The sequence below is a fragment of the Plebeiibacterium marinum genome (assembly GCF_026013615.1).
Taxonomy (GTDB): Bacteria; Bacteroidota; Bacteroidia; order Bacteroidales; family Marinilabiliaceae; genus Saccharicrinis; species Saccharicrinis marinus_A.
Genome location: NZ_JAPDPI010000022.1, coordinates 11,948 through 33,201, shown reverse-complemented (window position 1 = coordinate 33,201; position 21,254 = coordinate 11,948). Strand labels below are relative to the sequence as shown.

Annotated in this window: 17 protein-coding genes; 5 read left to right on the top strand and 12 right to left on the bottom strand. The window is 36.1% G+C overall.

Annotated elements, in window-relative coordinates; genetic code table 11:
* The 3 genes from OM074_RS11725 to OM074_RS11715 all read right to left on the bottom strand — a co-directional run bounded on the left by OM074_RS11725 (position 1) and on the right by OM074_RS11715 (position 5,096).
* Positions 1 to 1,713: an alpha-amylase family protein gene (locus OM074_RS11725; protein WP_301199667.1), complete on the bottom strand. Its 1,713-nt coding sequence runs from the start codon at positions 1,711 to 1,713 to the stop codon at positions 1 to 3.
* A 29-nt stretch (positions 1,714 to 1,742) separates the two neighbouring features.
* On the bottom strand, positions 1,743 to 2,375 hold the full coding sequence (locus OM074_RS11720; protein ID WP_301199666.1) for a zeta toxin family protein: 633 nt from the start codon (positions 2,373 to 2,375) through the stop codon (positions 1,743 to 1,745).
* 66 nt (positions 2,376 to 2,441) lie between these two features.
* A complete protein-coding gene (locus tag OM074_RS11715; RefSeq protein WP_301199665.1) occupies positions 2,442 to 5,096 on the bottom strand; it encodes a TonB-dependent receptor in 2,655 nt (884 codons plus the stop codon).
* Between the two features lie 217 nt (positions 5,097 to 5,313).
* Between OM074_RS11715 and OM074_RS11710 the strand changes: the two genes are divergently transcribed.
* The gene (locus tag OM074_RS11710; protein ID WP_301199664.1) at positions 5,314 to 6,327 is read left to right on the top strand and encodes a LacI family DNA-binding transcriptional regulator; all 1,014 of its coding nucleotides are present in this window, start codon (positions 5,314 to 5,316) and stop codon (positions 6,325 to 6,327) included.
* A 144-nt stretch (positions 6,328 to 6,471) separates the two neighbouring features.
* Here OM074_RS11710 and OM074_RS11705 read toward each other — a convergent pair whose 3' ends face one another.
* The 6 genes from OM074_RS11705 to OM074_RS11680 form a co-directional block, all read right to left on the bottom strand.
* A complete protein-coding gene (locus OM074_RS11705; protein ID WP_301199663.1) occupies positions 6,472 to 7,416 on the bottom strand; it encodes a glycoside hydrolase family 43 protein in 945 nt (314 codons plus the stop codon).
* 1 nt (position 7,417) lies between these two features.
* Complete coding sequence (locus tag OM074_RS11700) at positions 7,418 to 8,779, bottom strand: MFS transporter (RefSeq protein WP_301199662.1); 1,362 nt, start codon at positions 8,777 to 8,779, stop codon at positions 7,418 to 7,420.
* A 304-nt stretch (positions 8,780 to 9,083) separates the two neighbouring features.
* Positions 9,084 to 10,043 (bottom strand): sugar kinase, encoded by a 960-nt coding sequence (locus tag OM074_RS11695; protein ID WP_301199661.1) that lies wholly within the window; start codon positions 10,041 to 10,043, stop codon positions 9,084 to 9,086.
* 227 nt (positions 10,044 to 10,270) lie between these two features.
* On the bottom strand, positions 10,271 to 10,834 hold the full coding sequence (locus tag OM074_RS11690) for a GNAT family N-acetyltransferase (protein ID WP_301199660.1): 564 nt from the start codon (positions 10,832 to 10,834) through the stop codon (positions 10,271 to 10,273).
* 44 nt (positions 10,835 to 10,878) lie between these two features.
* A complete protein-coding gene (locus OM074_RS11685; protein ID WP_301199659.1) occupies positions 10,879 to 11,658 on the bottom strand; it encodes a transporter in 780 nt (259 codons plus the stop codon).
* A 136-nt stretch (positions 11,659 to 11,794) separates the two neighbouring features.
* Positions 11,795 to 12,175, bottom strand: coding sequence for a response regulator (locus OM074_RS11680; RefSeq protein ID WP_301199658.1), 381 nt, complete (start codon positions 12,173 to 12,175; stop codon positions 11,795 to 11,797).
* A gap of 353 nt (positions 12,176 to 12,528) precedes the next feature.
* Between OM074_RS11680 and OM074_RS11675 the strand changes: the two genes are divergently transcribed.
* The gene (locus OM074_RS11675; protein WP_301199657.1) at positions 12,529 to 13,308 is read left to right on the top strand and encodes an EFR1 family ferrodoxin; all 780 of its coding nucleotides are present in this window, start codon (positions 12,529 to 12,531) and stop codon (positions 13,306 to 13,308) included.
* Between the two features lie 19 nt (positions 13,309 to 13,327).
* On the opposite strand, the gene OM074_RS11670 is transcribed toward OM074_RS11675, so the two are convergent.
* Both OM074_RS11670 and OM074_RS11665 read right to left on the bottom strand, forming a co-directional pair.
* On the bottom strand, positions 13,328 to 14,380 hold the full coding sequence (locus OM074_RS11670) for a TlpA family protein disulfide reductase (protein WP_301199656.1): 1,053 nt from the start codon (positions 14,378 to 14,380) through the stop codon (positions 13,328 to 13,330).
* 162 nt (positions 14,381 to 14,542) lie between these two features.
* Positions 14,543 to 15,316: a hypothetical protein gene (locus OM074_RS11665; RefSeq protein WP_301199655.1), complete on the bottom strand. Its 774-nt coding sequence runs from the start codon at positions 15,314 to 15,316 to the stop codon at positions 14,543 to 14,545.
* A gap of 282 nt (positions 15,317 to 15,598) precedes the next feature.
* Here OM074_RS11665 and ppk1 point away from each other — a divergent pair, with 282 nt between their 5' ends.
* The 3 genes from ppk1 (at position 15,599) to OM074_RS11650 (ending at position 19,766) form a co-directional block, all read left to right on the top strand.
* A complete protein-coding gene (ppk1, locus tag OM074_RS11660) occupies positions 15,599 to 17,614 on the top strand; it encodes a polyphosphate kinase 1 (RefSeq protein ID WP_301199654.1) in 2,016 nt (671 codons plus the stop codon).
* On the top strand, positions 17,611 to 18,855 hold the full coding sequence (locus OM074_RS11655) for a Pycsar system effector family protein (protein ID WP_301199653.1): 1,245 nt from the start codon (positions 17,611 to 17,613) through the stop codon (positions 18,853 to 18,855). The genes ppk1 and OM074_RS11655 overlap by 4 nt, the downstream gene beginning before the upstream one ends.
* A 476-nt stretch (positions 18,856 to 19,331) precedes the next feature.
* Complete coding sequence (locus OM074_RS11650; protein WP_301199652.1) at positions 19,332 to 19,766, top strand: Hsp20/alpha crystallin family protein; 435 nt, start codon at positions 19,332 to 19,334, stop codon at positions 19,764 to 19,766.
* A gap of 421 nt (positions 19,767 to 20,187) precedes the next feature.
* Here the strand turns inward: OM074_RS11650 and OM074_RS11645 are convergent, their stop codons facing one another.
* On the bottom strand, positions 20,188 to 21,249 hold the full coding sequence (locus OM074_RS11645; protein WP_301199651.1) for a PorP/SprF family type IX secretion system membrane protein: 1,062 nt from the start codon (positions 21,247 to 21,249) through the stop codon (positions 20,188 to 20,190).
* Positions 21,250 to 21,254 lie beyond the last annotated feature (5 nt).

The window sequence follows — 21,254 nt, the reverse complement described above, 5'->3', positions numbered from 1 at the left end:
TTAAAACTTATAAACCGTTTCATTTTTATCATTCAATGCTTCTATTGCAAATGAATAATCATTTAAATTTGCCTCAAGAGTAGCTGTATATCCCTTATTCTCCCACTGTAATTTAAGCATTTCCGATGTTGTGTCCATAATCGTTAATCTGCTATCAAATCCAAACGCTGGAAAAACATTTCTAAACTTTAGTAAAGATAATTGTTTGACTACAACGTCCTTTTGTGAATATAAATAAGCATCTTCCAAATTCAGATTTGTGCGATTAATCTCCTTATGACCTCCCGGGCCTGCCTTTGCGACTGCATCATGATCGTTTTTCCCTGCCAAAAGATCCAGATACCAAACCTGGGGTTTCCCTGGCATAAAAATCTGTATTGCCCTTGCCAACAACATTTTTCTATCATCTTCTCCTAAGGCGCTATAATAAGTAGCATTCACCTGGTAATACATATTCTTTTTGCCATGCAAATCTTTAACAAAGCCCCCTCTATTTACAACAACATTTATCAACGATTGTATTTGATCATCGGTTAACAATCCTTTTAAATCAAGCAATGGAATACCATCATGACAACCGAGCATATTCACACATTTGATATTTTCTTCCAGAATATCCTTAATCCAACGAACAATAACCTCTTTAGTATTCCTTTCTAGTGCATCAATAATTAAACCCGGCAAAAAGAAGTCATATGTCAAATAACCTTCACCTGCTAACTTTTCATGTATTTTCTCCTCATACTTTGAATGAATTTCGGGTAGCAGTGTCAGATTGTGTTTATCGGCAATATTCTTAACCCGGCCTAGCAAATCCCAGGTTCCCGGATCATTTAAAAAATTAGGTAATCCAGGTTCTTTGGGGGCATAAGCAAAAGCATCAAGCCTAATAATCTCTGCACCATAACCTGATAGTTTTTTAAGAGTATCCTCATAAAATTCCCATACTTGGGGCGACTTAATATTCAAATCCATTTGTCCCAAATACTTTCTACGGGATTCAAGCAAACTAATGGCAATGTTTTGATACTTTTTAAAGCAGCCGAAATCAATTTCTGAAGGAGTTTTCCCCTTTTCTAAAGCACAATTAATCAGCTCAGCGAGCTTTATTGCCGAAGAATATTGTACCTCAGCAACTCTCATCAGATCCTGAGCGTCAACCTTTTCATACTTGACTTCCTGATAAAAGGTATTCCAATAAGGTATCTCTTTCCCATCCGGCATACGAACCATCAATATCGGGAGCCCTGGCTTACGGAAAAACATATCTTTAAGATACTTTTCATCAGGCTGTATGTATCCCCCTTCAGTTAAACAACCACAGCCATCCCAAAAGCTATTCCACCGAATAAAGAAATCCTTATATTTAGATTTGTCTCCATGTTTCAAAATATCCTGAAATTGTTTTGAAAGGACTGAAGAATGGTTTAATACAAAATCGAATTTTAAGGCAATATTCAAATTTCCCAGTTCCGACAAGTCATCCTGAGATGCAAATATTTCATTTAAATTGTAATCTATAACAGAAAACCCTCTATCCAAATCTGTGTTAAAAACACTGGGTAAAATGTAAAAGGACCGAAATACATCCTTAAGCTCATCCCTTTTAAGGAATTTAACCATATTCCCTAACGTTCCTCCAATGCTATCAGGATATGCATTTAGCATAGGCCCTGCATTAACTTTTACTAAATTATCTAATGAGTCCATCATATACATGTTTACAATAGGGGAGTTTTACCTTATCTTTCAACTTCTTCCACCTCATAATCCTTGCTGATTATAAAATCGGCCAGGAATATATGCCCTGAAATAATCTTGTGTTCTGTTTCCAAAATTCCTTCAACAAATGGATCATTCACTTCATTGCCCCGGTTTCTGATTTTTCTATATTTCAAGGTATCATTATAATCCGCATCAATAAAAATCCTTGTATCTATATTCTTTAACAGCGAAGTATAAGTACCTTCAACAATAACCACTTCGATTCCTCTCAAATCAGTTTTAATGGTTGACTCCACATTAGTATCATAATCAATATACTGAACATCAATATGATCAGCTCCACCAATGGCTTCTTTCAAATTCTGATTCAACAATTTTAAATTCACTTCTTTTCTGGGACCAAGCCAGGTAGGATCAGCTTTTCGCCGGGCATCATTTGCAAGTGGAGCCAGATGAAAATAATTATCCTGCCCCAATACTAAAGCATTAATGTTGTGTCTGGCAAATTCGTTAACCAAAGCTTTCCCCGTTTCAGTTTTTCCACATCCACTTTCTCCTGCCAAAGTAACAATATACCGTCCGCCCTTTCCTTTAACCTTATCTACCAATTTGGGAATTATTATGCTTGCTGCATTTTCATGTGGATTCATATATCTCCTTTTAAAATTATCTGTCTGGGATTATAACCGGGAGACAAACTCCCGGTTATTCTTAAATTAAAATTTATAAGTTAGCGTAACTGTAGATGCTGTTCCTGTAATTGGTCGGGCCCTTAAATAGTTTGTGCTGTTATCAACAAAAGCATCCCCTTCCATTTCTGTAAAACCTAAAGTGTTAGTTATGTTATTTATATTAGCTCTAAGTGTAAATCCTTTAGCGATTTTATACGTTGCGAAAGCATTTAAATAAGCATACCCTGGAAGTTCAATTGCATTATCATCCTGAGCGTATACTTTTGATGTACCAATCAAGCTGCATCCTAAAACTAGTTTATTGCTCATTAAAGGATATGATGGACTAATGTTGTATAATAAAGCAGGTACTCGTCGAGGAGTATTGCCTTCTTCATCAGAATTGATACTCTTAAGAATTTCTGCATTAGTATAAGTTGCCCCGGAATTGATATTTAGTTTACCCAATTGTGCAATAACCTCAAGTTCAACACCTACTGTTTGAAATTCTTTGTTAATAGCACGACCAAACTCCTCGTTCTGCTCATTGATCTTAGTGTAAAAACCAGTAGCAATTAAACCTACCTTAGGCGATTTGTATTTATAGCCTAGTTCTGCCTGAATAATTTTATCTGCATCTAATCCCTCTATAGTCTTTCCTTCTTCTGTCAAAAAGCTTGTATACAATAAGCGATCCGCATTGGCACGGCCTCCTTTGCTGTATCTGGCATAAACAGCCTGATCTTTGTTCAACTTATAGTTCACTCCAAACGAATACGACATATAATCAAAGTTATAGTCTACCATATTAGGATTCGTGTTATCCAGAATAGGAACTTCCTGTTCTACAGAAGAAATAGTTCCATCTTTGTTTACATCTGTGGCTGCTAAGTTTTTATCTAAATAATAACCATTTGCATTACCAAAGTCGTAACGTATACTAGCATCCATATTTAAATTATCAGACACTTCATATTCAATATTAGCATATGGTGCATCGATATTATAAGTCATATCATAACCTCTCGTAATATGTCCCCAGTATGGTGTACCGTGCGAAAGCAAACCATTTTCGCTTTTAAACGAACCATCTGCACTTGAAATATCCATTAAGTGCGGACCATCATCGCTCACATCTGTTAAATAGGTTTGCCACAACCAGGTCATTGCAATTTTTTGGTAGGCTTTATAATAACCTATAGTAGCTTTCATTTTATCAACCCTGCGTGTTATAAAAACATCATTAGTAAAATTATTCAAGTTATCCATTTCCACATCAAATGTGTGTATTCTCATTAATAATCCATTTCCATTAAGAGTACTAATTTGAGAAGAAGATAATGAGATACCAGCATTAGCTCCATTAGCATAGCTTAATGTATAACCTGATCCAGCGATACTTTCTGCTATATCACCTGCAGTACCAACCTGAGCTGGAAATGGTGAGTTAAATGTTCCATTGGTAAAGGCCATTCTAAACTTCTCTTTAAGTTGCCAATTCTCTCCAATATTAAAAGAGAACTCACCACCAACTGCACTTGAAACAGGATGCATACCATCCTTAATATTGCTAATACGTCCGTTTCCCTGACCATCAGTACTGTTTAGTAAAAGAAACTCTGAACTTTGTAAAGTTCCCTTCTTCAAATCAAATCCAGGAATTGATTTATATGTTGGATTTTTTGTAGTACCTGTTACCATTACAGGCATAGGCATATAACTAATGGCCTTATCATTTAAATATTTAAAATAGAGACGAGCATAACCATTTTTAAAACTTTTTGTGATGTTTGCCTTTATCTGTCCTCCATAATTACCAGTATAACCAGGATCTCTTGGTCCTGTCCCCTGGCGCAAGAATCCTCCAATATGAAATTTCAAATCATCACCGATAGGAGAACCATACTCAAAATCAGTACGGAAAGAGTTATAGTTAACCCCGAGGGTTGTTCCAATACTACCTCCTGCAACATCACCTGTTTTACTAATAAAGTTAATAATACCTGCAGGAGAGTTACTTGCAAAAGTAGATGCACTACCACCTTTTAGCGCTTCAACACGACCTACTGTTTGATCGGCGCGTAAGAATATATCTGCATTACCAAATGATATATCTCCAAACTGAAGGATAGGTAATCCATCCTCATGCAGTTGTAAAAACTTTGATCCCCCTGAGGCAACAGGAACACCACGAACTGCAATATTGGCATTTCCTTCACCTCCTGATGATTCAGAGCGTATACCTGGAATGGCCTTAAACATTTCTGCAGTAGTAACTGCTCCAAATTCTTCTATAAACTTTGGTTTGATCGTTGTCATAGCAACACTAGATTCTAATGCGGACTTCTGGTTTACAACACCTGTAACCATAACCTCATCTAAACCAATCAAATCCTGATACAGCAAAAAATCAAAAGTTACCGTCTGACCTGCCTCAATTTCTATTTCTTTTTCCTGACCTGAATACCCAATAAAGGCAGCTACAAATGTCTGAAGTCCTGATTCTAGATCTGTAAGTTCATAATCACCATCGTAGTTTGTAATAGTACCAATACTGGTTCCCTTTATCATTACTGTTGCCCCCACTAATGGCTCACCTGTATTTTTATCAGTGAGCTTTCCTTTCAATACTCCATTTTGTGCCATTGTATACAACGAGCAAAAAACAACCATTGCAATAATTAATACGGATCTTTTCATAACATTTTTTTTAATTAACCGAAGCTGCTTTAGTATTTAATTCATAAATATGATGCTAATTTAGTATTTGTTAACATACGACACAATAGCTCAAACCCTGTATTTATGACACTTACAACAACAACCGGTTGCACAACCGGTTGTTGTTAATATCTTTTTTTATTATTTTTATTGCAGAATACAAATACTAATCTTTCTCTTATAAAACAGCTTCAAAATGAAAAGAAATCCTGCCACATTAAAAGACATTGCAGAAAAGCTGGGTTTAAATAAATCCACAGTTAGCAGAGCCTTAAAAGACCACCCGGATGTAAGTCAGAAAACCAGGGACATGGTAAAACGAATGGCAAAGAAACTACATTATGTTCCTAATACTGTAGCAGCATCATTACGCCATAAAAAAAGTAAAGTAATAGGCCTATTAGCTCCTCAAATCTCACACTTTTTTCTTCCTTCTGTAATTGAGGGTATTGAAGAAGTGGTTCATAAATACGGGTACAACCTGTTGATCTTACAATCAAAAGAATCGTATGAGCGAGAAGTTGAAAACCTTGATATTTTAATCGCCAACAATGTGGAAGGTATTATCGCCTCCGTGTCAAGAACCACAACTGATTTTACACATTTTCAGCAGGTTATCAACATGGGATTACCTATGGTTTTTTACGACAGAGTGGTACAGGATATAAACACTGATGTGGTTCTGCTTGACGATACTTCAGCAGCATTTGATGCTGTATCTCATTTAATAAGCAAACAAAGAAAAAAAATTGCCATCTGCACAGGAAACATTAACTTATTAATTAGCAGAAACAGGCTCAATGGATACAAATCCGCCTTGAAGAATTATGGAATTGAGTATAACGAAGACTATGTTATTTCATGTGAATGGCCAGAAGAAGCAAAACGAAAAACAATTGACCTGTTAGAACTCCCTGATCCCCCGGATGCTATTTTTGCCATCAGCGACTTAACACTCTCGGGTGTAATGCAAGCTATTTATAGCAAGGGACTACCTGTTCCCAATGATATTTCGGTAGTAGCTTTTTGCGAAGAACCTTTCCGAAGCATGTATAACCCTGTGATCACGGCCATCCAGCCTAAAGGTTTAGAGATAGGAAAAACTTCTGCAGAAATGCTTTTTCAAAGAATAAAAATAAGTCCTTTTGCTGATCCGGAACCAAGGGTGGTATATTTGGATGGACAACTGATAGTCGGGGGTTCTACATAATTCTAGCGGATAGCAAAATATTCAATTTATGCTTTAATCAATTTACTTTAAGAAGTAACTAATTGACCAAATATACATTATTACTTATTCAACTCATCTTCAATATTCTGCCATTTTTTTTGCAGAATATTGAAGATATAATATTTAAAACTCAAAAACAGGCTTGCCTTCCTTGTCAAACTTCACTTCCATAACCCTGGCATGCCTGTTTGGATCATACAAGGGGTCACCTTCAATTTTTTCGTAATCCCGGGCATGATAAACACATAATGGTGTTTTATCATCTTCGGCTACTGTAAAGCAATTATGACCGGGTCCGTATATTCCTTTTTCGTAATCGGATTCCAAAACCGGATACCTTGATTTCTTCCATGAATTCCTGTCCAGCAAATCGGAGTCTTCATCAGCTTCCATCATCCCCATGCAATAACATGCTCCCGTAGCACTCGCTGAAAATGCAATATAAATCTTTCCCTTATTCTTGATTACAGCAGGTCCCTCGTTTACCCAAAAATCAACACGTTCCCAATCATAATCAGGCGTAGTAAGCATAAACTGGACTGTTTTTAATTTAATGGGCGACTCCATTTCTGCCAAATATAAGTTGGAAGCAGCAAACTGCCCCCCTGTTTTTTCTGCCCAGCAGAAATACCTTTTTCCTTTATTTTCAAAGATGGTTGCATCCAGCGAAAAATCAATAAATGTTTTATTGTCTCCATCTGCCGGCTGCATCTGCCCCAACTCTATCCATTCATCTTTCAAAGGATCCTGGCCTTTGCATTCCAATACATATGGCCTTAATTTCCAAATATCATCAACTTCGCTGCCTGCAAAATAAATGTACCATTTCCCATCCAGATAATGAATTTCAGGGGCCCAGATATGTTGGCTCATCGGACCAGACTCGTGCTTGTGCCAGATACTAAATATTTCTGCATCTTGTAATCCCTCAAGCGTTTTTGCTTTACGGAGTTCTATGCAGTCGTACGAAGGAACCGAACCGGTAAAATAATAATACCCATCAGTATGTTTATAAATAAATGGATCGGCTCTTTGCTCTACAATAGGAGCACTTTTTTCTGTTGCCATCTTAAATATGAATTTTTGCTTTTATTGTTTCGTAATACTTATCTGTAATCTTATATCGCATAATCAACATTCCATTGATTACGTGGAATACTCCTGGAATAATTGTTAACATTAAAGACAGTCCTAAAAGAGCAGTTTCTGATTGAACAGGATTAAGAATTTCTTCAGTTGGTGCTACATATCCAAAGCCAGAAAGTAATAAACCTACAACAGCTCCGGCAACACCCATACCTGCTTTTTGCGCAAACGAAATACCTCCGAATGCCAAACCAGAAACACGTACACCAGTTTCAGCTTGTCCATGGTCTACAGCCTCAGCAATAGCAGTCCAGAATATTGGAGCATGAATGTCAACTACAAACGAAAGAATGAAATACATTACGTAAGCAGACATCATGCTTTCTGGTTGAGGTTTAATTAATAAAAACATAAGGATACTCAGTATTCCTACTCCATACTGTGACATCCAGAATAATTTCACCTTACAAAAACGTTTGGTAATAAGAGTAGAAGCCGGCATAGCTAAAATAGCAGCTGCAACTCCGGTACCCATAAATGTAGATTGTACAACCTCATCTCCTCCAAGGTAATACTTTGCGTAATAAATAGCGACTGAGGCACGAATAACATAGCCTGTAGTACCCGATAAACACGAACCTAACAGTAACATCCATTGACCGTTTTTAATCAGGTATTTTAATTGTTGTAAATAAGGTGTTTTTTCTACAATATGTTCGATACGTTCTTTAGTTGTAACAAAACAAAATATAAATAATAGTGTACCCCCAAGTGCCATAACACCCATAGCCAATTGATATCCACGAGCAATGTTTCCAGCTCCGAATGATTTAGCCATGATTGGAACCAAAATAGATACACCAAATGCTGCTACTTTTGCAAAGAATAAACGATATCCACTTGCAGACAAGCGCTCTTTTGGATCATTTGTTAACACCCCGATTAATGAAATGTAAGGAATGGTAACTGAAGTAAACATTAAGGTTACTAAGATGTATGTACAATAAGCATAGATCAGTTTACCTGTATAATCAAATCCGGGAGTTGTAAACGTCAGAAATACTGAAATCCCGAAAGGAATAGATAAATACAAGAAATAAGGACGGAAACGACCATACTTTTTAGATTTATATTTATCTGTAATAATACCCATTAATGGATCACTTATGGCATCAATAAGTCTTACCAATAAGAACATTAGAGCAACATCAGTGGGTTTAATACCAAATACATCAGTATAAAAATAAGTGATGATAAGGAACATAGATGAAATGACAACATTTACTGCCGCATCTCCCGAGCCATATCCGATTTTTTCAAGTACACTTAGCTTTTGAGGTTTCATTTATTCTTCTTTAATGAATGTTTGAATTTTGTTGAATAAAGAAGTTTTCCAAGGTCTGTTTTATTACCACAATATGGATTAACTCCCATGCACAAAGATCAAAAGCAATTTTATAATACCAGTGGAATTTTAAATATATGCGGTGGATATTTAAATAAATAAACTGAAGTGTACTGACGGGGAGGGGTGCGAGGTAAGGTTTGAGCTCATGCAGATAATGATCAGATTCTTATTTTTTATAAACCTAACCTGTACCAGCCAAAAACAAATAGTAGTTTTTGACTAGTCCAGGTTGATAAGGCTATTACCTATCAATAGAATCTATTTTTCCGGTAAAAGCAAGAAGTTGCTGATAAGTAGGAAATCCCTCACTATCGCCTCTTACCAAGGTAGCCATAGCACCCACTCCATTGGCAAAATCACCTGCCTCCTGAATTGAAAGGCCTTTTAACCTGCTACTTAAATACCCTGCTGCAAAACCATCTCCTGCTCCTACAGTATCCTCCAGGTGCTCCACTATGTAGCCCGGTACAAACTCAGTAACTTTTCCATCAGAAACCATACAACCCTTTTTTCCAAGCTTTAGGGCAATTTCACTAATTCCCATACCATGGAAAGCTTTAAAGATTTCTTGAGGATCTGTATCCCCTAATAATATCTCTGATTCGTCTATTCCAGGAAATAAAATATCCACGTGATTACATATTTCCAGAATGGTTTCCTTTGCTTCTTCCAGCGACCACAATTTCAACCTTATATTAGGATCAAACGAAACTGTAATACCATTTTGCTTTGCTATTTTTATAGCTTCAAGTACAGTTTCTTTTGCTGATTGGCTTATTGCAGGTGTTATACCTGTAATATGAAGGATCTTTGCACTTTTAATGTATTCCAGATCTAAATCAGCAGGCTGAAGGAAACTTGCGGCTGAATTTTTCCGGTAATAATACACATTGGGGTTTACATGTTCAAATAATTCCTTAAATAAAAGCCCGGTTTGATGCTCCTTATCTATTATAGTACGTGATACATCAACTCCTTCGCCCCTGACCATGAACTTTATGTAACGACCAAATTCATCGTCGCCAATTTTTGAAAACCATCCCACACTATGCCCAAGTCTGCTTAGTGCTATGGCAACATTTGATTCTGCTCCGGCAATTGACTTGGTAAAATTATGGACATGTCGCAACGGCCCCTTGTCTCCAGGACTAAATAAAACCATCGACTCTCCAAATGTAATTACATCCAAACTATTTTTCATCGGTAGATTGTTTTTTTGGTTTCAATGCACAACCACCCCTATTAATAACAACAGGCAATAGTCAATACATTAAATAATATTGGTATATGTTATATTCTGGCTTTAATACGTAACAAAATTAACATTTTTGAACCTATCGCATCACCTATCGCAAGTAATTTTCTATGTCGATGATAATTGCTCAAAATTTGCAACCCACCTTAAACGCATAAAGATTTTTAAAATGACTAATTTCCTGATCTCCTATCCCCTTTCAGTTTGCTATAAACATTTAAATCAGTATACGCATTTCCTGATAGCAATTCTCCTGATCGTTCTATCCCTTCAAACTTAAATCCAAGCCGTACCGGAATATTGTTGCTAGCCTGATTTTTAACTGCACATTTGATCTGAACCCGGTTTATGCCCTGTTCATCAAAGGCAAAATCACATAACTGATTCACCGATTTGGTAACGATCCCTTGCTTTTGGTATAGTTCAGAAAGCCAGTATCCTATTTCTGTTTTGTTGTTAATCCGGTCAGTGCCCCTAAAACCAATAAGTCCCACAAACTCATTGTTTTTTCTTATGGTAAAAACATATTCAAAGCTTTCACCCGGAGCATTAACAATTGATTTTACAAATCCCTCTGTATCAGACAAGGCTTTGGTTTTTTCTACAAAAGGCAGCCACCGACCAAGATAAAGACGCTGGCTATCAATTGTTTCAAAAATATCCTTAGAATCCGACTGCTCCAGTTGCTTCAAATTAATTTCTGAATCAACTTTAATTATTAAACTCCTGGTGATCATTATTCAAGTTTTATTTCCTATATGTATAATATCAGGTTTAATTTCTATTTAAAGAACCTATACGAAAAACCAAAACTAAAAAAATTATCAATTGCATTTTCATTTATTCCTATACCTCCCGAAACATCCAACTGAAAGTTTTGTAAAACTAAAAACGTAAAACCTGCATCACACAAATGTTCTACCCCTCCTTCTTCCGGAATCAACCCAAAGCCTTCCAAAAATACTCCAAGCTTTTCTGTTAACCCAACTCCTAAGGCTGCCGAATAAATATATCCGGGCACAGGTGTTTCCCCATCCCATTCAACGCCAATATTATAACCAAGAGAAATCCTCTCTGAAAAGGAATGTCCAAAGGAAAACCGGGAACTCAATGCTGAATAATCAGTCTTAAAATCTTTATTGGCGGTAAATGGCAAAGCCAATCCACCCAAAAAGGCAACTTCAGGTCGCCAACCATCTTCTTCTGCAATTTTCACTTTAAAACCCGTGTATAAAGGTCCAAAACCTGAGTAAATATCAGAAACCCCTGTATCATTTGCCAAAACATCTTCACCCAAATAGTCAATACCTAAACGCAACTCAAAATTATTGAACAAACCAAAACGCAACAAGGTAGTATTATAAGCAAAGGATATTAGCCTGGCATCATCCGTTTTGTTATTTTCTCTCACAAATCCTGTTTCAATTTGCAATGAATTAAGGGGGACTACCGATGAAGATTCGGTTTGGTCAGGCCTGTCTGTAATCAATTCCGGAACTCCGTCCTGAGCATAAACAACAACAGAGAGAGTAACTAAAACAAGTATCCATATCGTTCTCATATATTATCATTTCAGGTTAATTTATAACACAAATCATTATGTATAAAAAACACTAAAACTTGGTTTTGTTCAATAGACCTGTATTTTTTCTTGTACCTAATAATATCTATATGAACTAAGCAGAATGATTTTCAATTCAGTTTAAATCCTTCAAAACAATATCGCTTAATATTTCAGATATTTTCTTTCTTAACACCTCTTTATCTATTGGTTTATGGACTAGAGTGGTTGCTCCATTCGACAGACAGTTTCCTAAAGTACTGTCATTTTGGTCTCCGGTAATAATTACGATAGGAACATCAAGCCATTCTTCCTGTATATCGTCCAAAACTTCAAAACCATTTTTGTTTGGCATTTCCAAATCCAGCAAAATAAGATCCGGTTTCTCTACCAAAATCAATTTCCACCCCTCTACCCCGTCACAAGCCTCAATAATTTCTACATTATAGGGTGATAATATATTTTTGATAATAACTCTTGAATCTGGGGCATCATCAACTATGAGTATCTTCTTCATCCTTCAAAATTTAGCATCAAATGATATACACTAATACTTGTATTTTATAGGAATGGATATATTTTTATGATGAAGTGCTTTACATTGTTTGACTAATGGATAAAATAGCTATTTCTTTTCTTAATCTTTACTGATCTCCCCAACCATTAAAATTGGAACAGAAGTTCTTTCTGCTATTTCCTCTACAGTCATTCCGCTATTATAAAAGTGTTTTACAGGGAATGGTTTCACCTATTTCAATCAGATTATTTTCAGGATCAAAAAACCACACTATTAGAATTAATTAGTCTCTGCTACAGGTTCTGTGCAATTCAATTTTAAACCGGTATATTTGCATGCTCATTTTATGTATTATGGATACGGCATTGTATTATTTCTCTGGTACCGGCAATAGCTTAAGTGTAGCCCGAACTATCAAAGACCAGATAACGGATTGTGAAATTTTTCCAATCATCGGGTGTTTAAAGCAAAGGCCAATAAAGATTAGTGCCCAAAGGGTTGGCATTATTTTTCCTATACATTTTATGACGATTCCCCGTATTGTTTGCGAGTTTTTATCAGAAATGAACTTTCAGAAGCCCCAATATATTTTTGTTATAGTTACAGGTGCAAACCCGAAGCTTGGCAATGCCCTTTCTTTAGCCGTAAAATACCTTCAGGCATTAGGGCAAACACTAAATGCAGGCTATTTTATCCCAATGGTAGCAGCTCATTTTCCATATATAAGCTTATCAAAAACAAAACACCCCGACCAACAATACCAGGAAGCGCACAAGAAAGTGTTAGATATCAGTAAAAAAATCAGGCAGCTGGAAAATGGATTTGACAAAGAATTTGCCGTATTCGCTGATATTAAACAACTTGTAACTAAAGAAACGAAGGCAAAAGAAAAGTTTTTTACCATAGATGATGGCTGTATACGTTGCGGGTATTGCATGCAGGTTTGCCCCTTTCAAAACATCAGGTTACATGGCAAACATATCCAAAGGCTGGATAACTGCCACAGTTGCTTTGCCTGTTTGCACTTTTGCTCCAAATCGGTTATTCAGTATAAAAAATTATCGGTAGGCAAACCCCGCCATCACCACCCGTCAGTTTCACTTAACGATATTTCCTTGCAAAGGAATTTGTAGTAAATCGAAAAAACATCAACTAATTTAGCAATTCACTGATTGTTTGAGCCTTTGATAGAATATTTCCATTTTCATCTATCAGGTAATTTGCAGGTATTGAATTTATATGGTAATCGGTTGCAATTTTTCCTAATGTTCCTTTAAAATCACAATAATTAACCATGCCAGCTATCCCTAACTTCTCCATTCCTGAAACCCATCTTATACTATCCAAATCTAATGATATATTGATGATTTTTAAACCCTTGTTTTCATGCGATAGTTTTAATAATTCCGGTATTTCTTCAATACATGGAGCACAAGATGAAGACCAAAAGTGCAATAATACTTTACTTGATTTAAGATTTTCAAGCGAGCACAAATTCCCATGATTATCTTTAAATGAAAATTCTGGAGCTGCCGTCTGCTTTGCAAATCCTACTTCATTTCCTATTATATGCCCCAATGGAGTCTTTTGTATTCTTGGTTCTAAATAGGAGTAGAATAATTGAATTTTATCAAGGTGTATTAGATTATTATTCATCAAATAATTAATTACAAAAGCAGCAACAAGTTTATTATTGTTGGCTAAAATTATCTTTTCTGAATCATCAATAAATTTTAAGTATAACTCTTTTATATCATCTTTATTCAACTCAGAATTTGTTACATTATTAAAGAATTCAATCCATAAATCCTGAAACTTATAGAATTCACTATTATTATTCGGATCTGCCATAAATATAGGCCTGTTAGGATATTTAGCTCTAATATTGGCTGAAAATTTGTTATTGACCTCAATTAAATCTGCAAATTTTATCTCTGTCACTTCTTTTGAAAGGATTAAATATATTGGTCTGTCGCTTTTATTAATCCCCTCAAACATTATATGGTATAAAGTAGGTTCTTCTATATCTCCAATATTAATATCAAACAGATTACCGGATAAAGATATTGTATCTGCTTTTTGCGTAACAGTATTATACAAATACAATTTTCCTGAATAAGGATTCTCTATTGCTATTTTTAGAGTTTCATTTTTATTGCAGCCAAATAATAATACTGCAATTAATATATACAGTAATCTTTTCATTGTATGATTTGTTTTGGAGTTTAATTGGAAACAAAAACAAATTTAAATTAATTACTGAGAACAGAAGCAACAACTACTACTATTCCATCTAATAAAAAAGACCGTCCCAAAAAGGAACAGTCTTTAAATGTATAGTATTAACGAATTAAGCAATATTACATGCTACCAAACAACCTTATGGCCAAAAATAGAATATTCAATATCCTCAAGTGTTTTTAATTTTGCAATGGCCTGAGCTGTATTGATATTGGCATTTATCCACTCTTTGCCTTTTTTACCTTTACCGCTTTCCATTCCGGCTTTAAAGTCACAATCAGGCTTTAAATACAAAGTATAAAGCAAAGTCAGATTCTCACCTTTTACTAAATCTTTAATAGTTGTTTTATTACCTGAAGCATCCTGAACTTCAAAATCGCCAGGCAATTCTTTACCATGGTAATCAAAAAAGGTTGTTGGTTTCTTAGGATCTTTCTTAGCTTTCTTAGTCAACTTGCTCTTTTTTACGTAATCCTTTGCAAAAGCATTATAGTCAGCGAATTCAATTACTCCCTGCATATTCTTCTTAGGGCTTAAGGCAACGTTTTTAAACGACTTATAAAGTCCTGAAACCACACCATCCTTATCAAAAAAGATTCCTCCGTTCCAAGCCAACGAATAAGCTTCTGCCGGAGCTCCGCTATATGTAATATCATAAGCAGCACCTTCTTTTTTAATTCCCATAGCAGCAAGCCCCATACCGGTTGCAGATTTGGCCTCTTTTACCTCTGCAGTAATACCCGGAGTGTAATAGAACTTACAGTCAGGGAATTTACTTTCATCAAAAGTGGCATTTTTTTCACCCATAAACAATACAACTACCTTAGGCTGGTACTTCGATTGAGCAAATGTGCATAAGCAAACAGCAATCATTAAAAATAATAATGATACCTTTTTCATAACGTTAAAAGTTTTTAGTGTTTATTCTGTTCTGTCAACAATGAACTTTTCATTCAAAACAACATACGAAAGGGTGACACCACTGTTACCGCTTTAGGACAAACATCCATTTCCGCATGATGAACATCGACAATTTTATGATTAATCGACAAAACTAAAAATAATTGATAAATGACAATTACCTTTAAATTATTTTGGTTAAAATTTAATTATTCCAAAACAACATGTAATTTTGAGAACAGTTGTCTATGATTGAAAACCTATCAAAAATTGAAGTAAAACATGAAGTATGTCGACAGGGATCTAAGCTGGCTGAGTTTTAACGCCCGAATCTTACAGGAAATTGCCGATAAGTCAATCCCATTAATGGAACGTTTAAAATTTGTTGCTATCTATTCATCCAACCTTGAAGAATTTTATAAAGTAAGGGTTGCTAGTCATAAATTTGAACAGAAGTACAAGGGCGACAAGAAAAACAAATTCGGCTTCCGCCCTTCATTTATACTCCAACAAATTAATACAACCGTAAGCCGGCAACAAGAACAATTAGGCAGTATTTTTTATACTGAATTGATCCCGGAAATGGCACAGGAAGGCATCCATCTGCTTCATAACAACATTAGTGATGAAGATCGTAAACAGGTTTCGGAATATTACGACCAACACCTGCAAGGACAGTTCTCCCTTTATGACATTACCGATGAATCAAACATCAACCTTAAAAACCAGGCCATTTACTTATTTTGCATTCACAAAAGCAAGCAGTATTTACTCGAACTCGACTATGATAAATGGGGAAGGTTTATCACCATTTTTAAAGATGAAAAACAACACCGCATCATACAGCTCGATGACATTTTTAAATACAACATTGAGAAATTCTTACACAAAGATGCCGAAATATTTGCTGTAAAAATATCAAGGGATGCCGAGCTTTATATTGATGAAGACCAGGACGAAAGCATTGTAAAAAAGATAAAGAAAAGTCTTAAAAAAAGGGAAACCGGTCTGCCATGCCGCCTGTTATTCAACGAAAACATCCCTTTTAAATACATCAACAGCCTGCGGCGAAAGATCGATATTGACATGGCTAGCCTGCTCCCCGGAGGAAAATACCACAACTATTACGATTTCTTTGGTTTTCCTACCTACAGCAACAAGGCACACCTTTATAGCCAGGAACCCCAAAAAATACCTTGTCCACGACTTGAAAAGTCGGATGACTATTTTGAAGAAATAAAAAAGGACGATATATTTTTAAGCTACCCATACCAAAGCTTTGATTATGTCACCAACCTATTAACAATAGCAGCCACAGATAAAGATGTAACAGAAATTAACCTCACACTTTACCGGGTAAACAAAGCATCAAAAGTATGCGAAGCCCTGGAATTGGCAGCTCAAAATGGCAAAAAAGTATTTGTGCTATCCGAAGTATTGGCACGTTTTGATGAAGAATCTAATATTTATTGGGGCGAAAGACTTGAAAAAGCAGGCGCCACAGTAAAATATGGCATCAAAAACCTAAAAGTACATGCCAAAACCTTTTCCATAAAAAGACTGGAAAACAAACAATTGCGCACCTATGCCTACCTGGGTACTGGCAATCTGAATGAAAAAACTGCAAAAATTTATGCCGATCATGGAATATTAACAGCAGATCCCCGTTATACCAATGACGTTAATGAAGTTTTTGCATATTTAAAAAACGAACAGACCACACCTGTATTCAGGCACCTACTGGTAGCACCTTTTATTTTAAGGGATACTATCGAAAGCCTTATTGACAACGAGATTGAATTTGCATCAAAAGGACTCCGGGGAGAGATGAACATTAAACTTAACAGCCTGGAAGACCCACTGATGATAGACAGGCTAAGAAAAGCTGCCGATGCAGGAGTAAAAATAAACATGGTTGTTCGTGGCATATGCTGTTATACCCCCTTAAGCAAGATGCAAAAACAAAACATAAAGGTTGTGAGCGTTGTGGACCAATACCTGGAACACACCCGCATTTATCATTTTTACAACAACGGCAAGCCCAAAACATATTTGGCATCTGCTGATTGGATGACACGCAACCTGTACAGGAGAATTGAAGTGGCCTTTCCTGTCTTTAAAGAAACTGACCAAAAACTTTTATGTGAGGAAATAAATTATCAAATTACCGACAATTTAAAAGGGAGATATATTTCCAATGGAGAAGAAAACATTTATGTTTCCGGCAGCAACGAAAAATCCTCCCAATTAAAAATGTTTGATCTTATCAATCAACAGAATAATAAAACGAACAGATGATGGCAGAAGAGAGCTTGACCAACTTGGTTAAAGAATGTATTGAAATTGCAAAGGATAAAATTGAAAAAACCAGCAATCCTGCAATGTATTTCCATAATTGGGATCATACCTTAAATGTATTCCAGGCTACAACCGAGATTTCTTCAAATACCGAAGGTATTACTGAAAGAGAATTAGAATTAATGCAAATTGCAGCTCTTTTCCACGATGTAACTACTTGTGAAGACCACAAAGGTCACGAAAAGACTTCTGCCACTTTTGCTTCCGGGGTTCTTAAAGAAAAACAACTCCCACAAAAGGAAATTGATTTTATCACAAGGCTCATCCTTTCCACCAACCTAAAACACGAACCTGCAGATATATACGAGAGCATAATCAAGGATGCTGATTTATCTCACTTAAGAAAAGACAGCTACATCACCCGTCCGTTTATCAACCTGTTTAAGGAAATCAACACCTTAAAAAAACTAACACCACAGGAATGGATAAACGAGTGCATTAGTTTTTTTGAAGAAAACAACTTTTTTACGCCTTACGCCCTCGAGAATTTCAATAAGGGCAAAGAAAAAAACAAGGCTCGGTTATTAGAGCTTTCCGGAATGGGAATTGAAAATTCTAATGAACTTGAGGAACAAACTTCAAAATTCAAGAAGAAAAAGGCCAATGGAAAGGCAAAAAAAAATAACAAAACAAAACCTGACAAAGGAGTGGAAACCATGTTCCGGATCGAACTGAGAAACCACCTGAATTTAAGCAGGATTGCCGATGATAAAGCCAACACTCTAATAAGCGTTAACGCGATTATTATATCCATAGTACTATCTACCCTGTTTCCTAAACTAGATAACAACCCCTACTTAACTTTCCCTGCGCTAACCCTGGTACTAAGCAGTATAACCACCATCATAATATCTATTGTATCTACCATTCCAAGAACCACACATGGTTTGCTAACGAGGGATGATGTAACTAACAGAAGAGGCAACCTGGTTTTCTTTGGAAACTTTTACAAAATGAACCTTGATGATTTTGAATGGGGTATTGAAGAGCTGCTCAACGACAAAGACTATCTATACAAAACATTAACCCGTGATTTATATTACCTGGGCATTGTACTAAAAAAGAAATATACATTTCTACGTGTAGGATACATCACTTTTGTTACCGGTCTGATTATATCAAGCATCATCTTTGTTGTCAAAATTTTTATGAACTACCAATATTTTACAACCGTAAATTAATTGCAAATTCTAGCCCCCTCATAACTAAACCAGAAACAATAAGACAAAAAAAGGAGGTCGAATTCAGGAAAGAACCGACCTCCGGTACACACAGGAATTGTTGGGAGGAAAATTTATCTTATATGCTTTTTGTTCTGCAACAAATATCCAGTTTTAGTACTTCCTAATCATTACGCATCTGTTACCAATACCTTAATTATTGAATTCTTTTTTAAATCGCCACCTCTCTATCCCAACCCATAGAATCAACCTTTCACCCTGATAAACAACCTTATAATTCCATTATTACAGATAACAAAAATCTAACATTGTCATTTTGTCTTTTAAAAACAACACCAATGTGCCATATTGACACTAATAAATGATCTCCTCCTGCCCTCTTGTCCCAATTAACAAGATGGCACTTCATTTGAAATATTACTTCCCGAATTAACAATCGAAAAAAAATTAAAAATTTAAAATAGGAGGATTTAATTATGACACTTATCAGAAAAACAAACAGCAACTTTGATTCATTATTAAACAATTTTATGAATGGGGATTTCCACATGAACCAAAATGGTTTATATAGTGGCAACAAAACCATGCCTGCCGTAAATATTTACGAAGACAATGAGCAATATTCAATTGAACTTGCTGCTGCAGGATTAAAAAAGGAAAACTTTAGCATTGAGTTTAACAATGGCAAGCTGACCGTATCTGCAAAAGAAGAAAACAAAGAAGGGCAAGACAAAAAATACACACAACGCGAGTTTAACTACGCTGGTTTTTCAAGAACCTTTGTTGTACCAAAACAGAAAGTTGACGACGGAAAAATTACAGCTTCGTATGAAAACGGAGTACTAAACATCACTCTCCCAAAACGCGAAGAAGTAAAACCAAAACCGGCAAGAAACGTAGAAATTGCCTAAATATTTTTGTATTAGTCTGATTTAAGAGAAAGGGGATTTCCATAGGAAGTCTCCTTTTTTTTCTTGGTAAATTTCTTGATACTCCCTATGCAGTGTTGGCAAGAAAACTGCTAAAATTTTTGTTAGCCCACCCACACCCCTCAGTGCCTAAAGGGGAAGTTGCTTCCACACAGTGCGTTGGAGTTTTCCCCTTTAGGGGAACCAAAGGGGTAAGCGCAGGAATCATGAGTTTTCTTGATACTCCCTATGTAGGTCTTCAATACCACGAATAAAAAACCAACAGAGCCAATGAAGTATTACATTGACAAGAAAAAAAAGCTGACACACTCAATAATGCATTACTTTGGGAGAAAAATAAAACTGACAGCCATAATCAAACGCTACATTGAGAGAAAACAATAACCAACCCACTCCCGTTATCCTAAAAAATCCGTCTCCTTTTTTTCTTATACTTACTTCTTGAAGTACTAGACAAAGGATTAGCTGATTCAGAACAAGGTAATGCCGGCCGTTTACCATTCAACCTTAAATTACGCTGATTAAATTCAAAGATAAGGGACAACTCATGGGCTCCTTGCGCATTCCACCCCAATCCCGATATGGAAACATCATAACTATATCCCACCCTAAAAGGGCCATAATTATACGAAAGCAAAGCCACTATAGCATCCTGGTTTACATTGGATGCCCCATCTGTAGAAATAAAAGGAACACCCCGGTACCACACTCCAATCTCAAGAGGATCATTATGCCAATACACCCCCAGATCAGACTGCGTATTTTTGAGTTGTTTTTGAATACGATAACTTAACGAAAACGACCTGTTAACACCTTTCATCCTGCTTTTTTCGGTCCAGATATTCATTCCCCCAAAAAAAACATACTTCAAAGCCATCTTCATCTCTTCATTCAAAAAGGTATAATTTGGTTGAGCCATATGATCCAAAGTCAATCCAAACCAATATTTAGAACTGTACAAAAATACCGAAGACGCAAAATCGATATAGTTGGTTTTTTCATTATTTAATCGCTGCCACGAGCCAGACCCGCCACCCCCAATCATCTCATCACCAAAATTAAGCTTGCTAAAGTTAATGGATTTACTCCCATAACTAAACTGCAGACCGGGAATTACCTGCCATTCATCATTCAACATCAAATTATAACTATACTGAAATCCCAACAAATTACTCGTTAACCCTGCAGAACCAGCCACATCCTGATACAACAAAAAACCAATCCCACTATTGATAGAATGAAAGAAGTTATCAAACGAAACCGAATAAGTTTCATAAGCAGTTTGCACACCCGGCCACTGATTCCTGTAATTGGCCACCAATCTCCCTCCATCAGTTGAACCTGCCAATGATGGACTCATATACAATGGATTGGCATAAAACTGAGAAAAATGAGGATCCTGAGCTTCCATCACGGTACATGACAAAACCAACACTACAAATATGATATTCCTTATTGCTGTCATTTCCC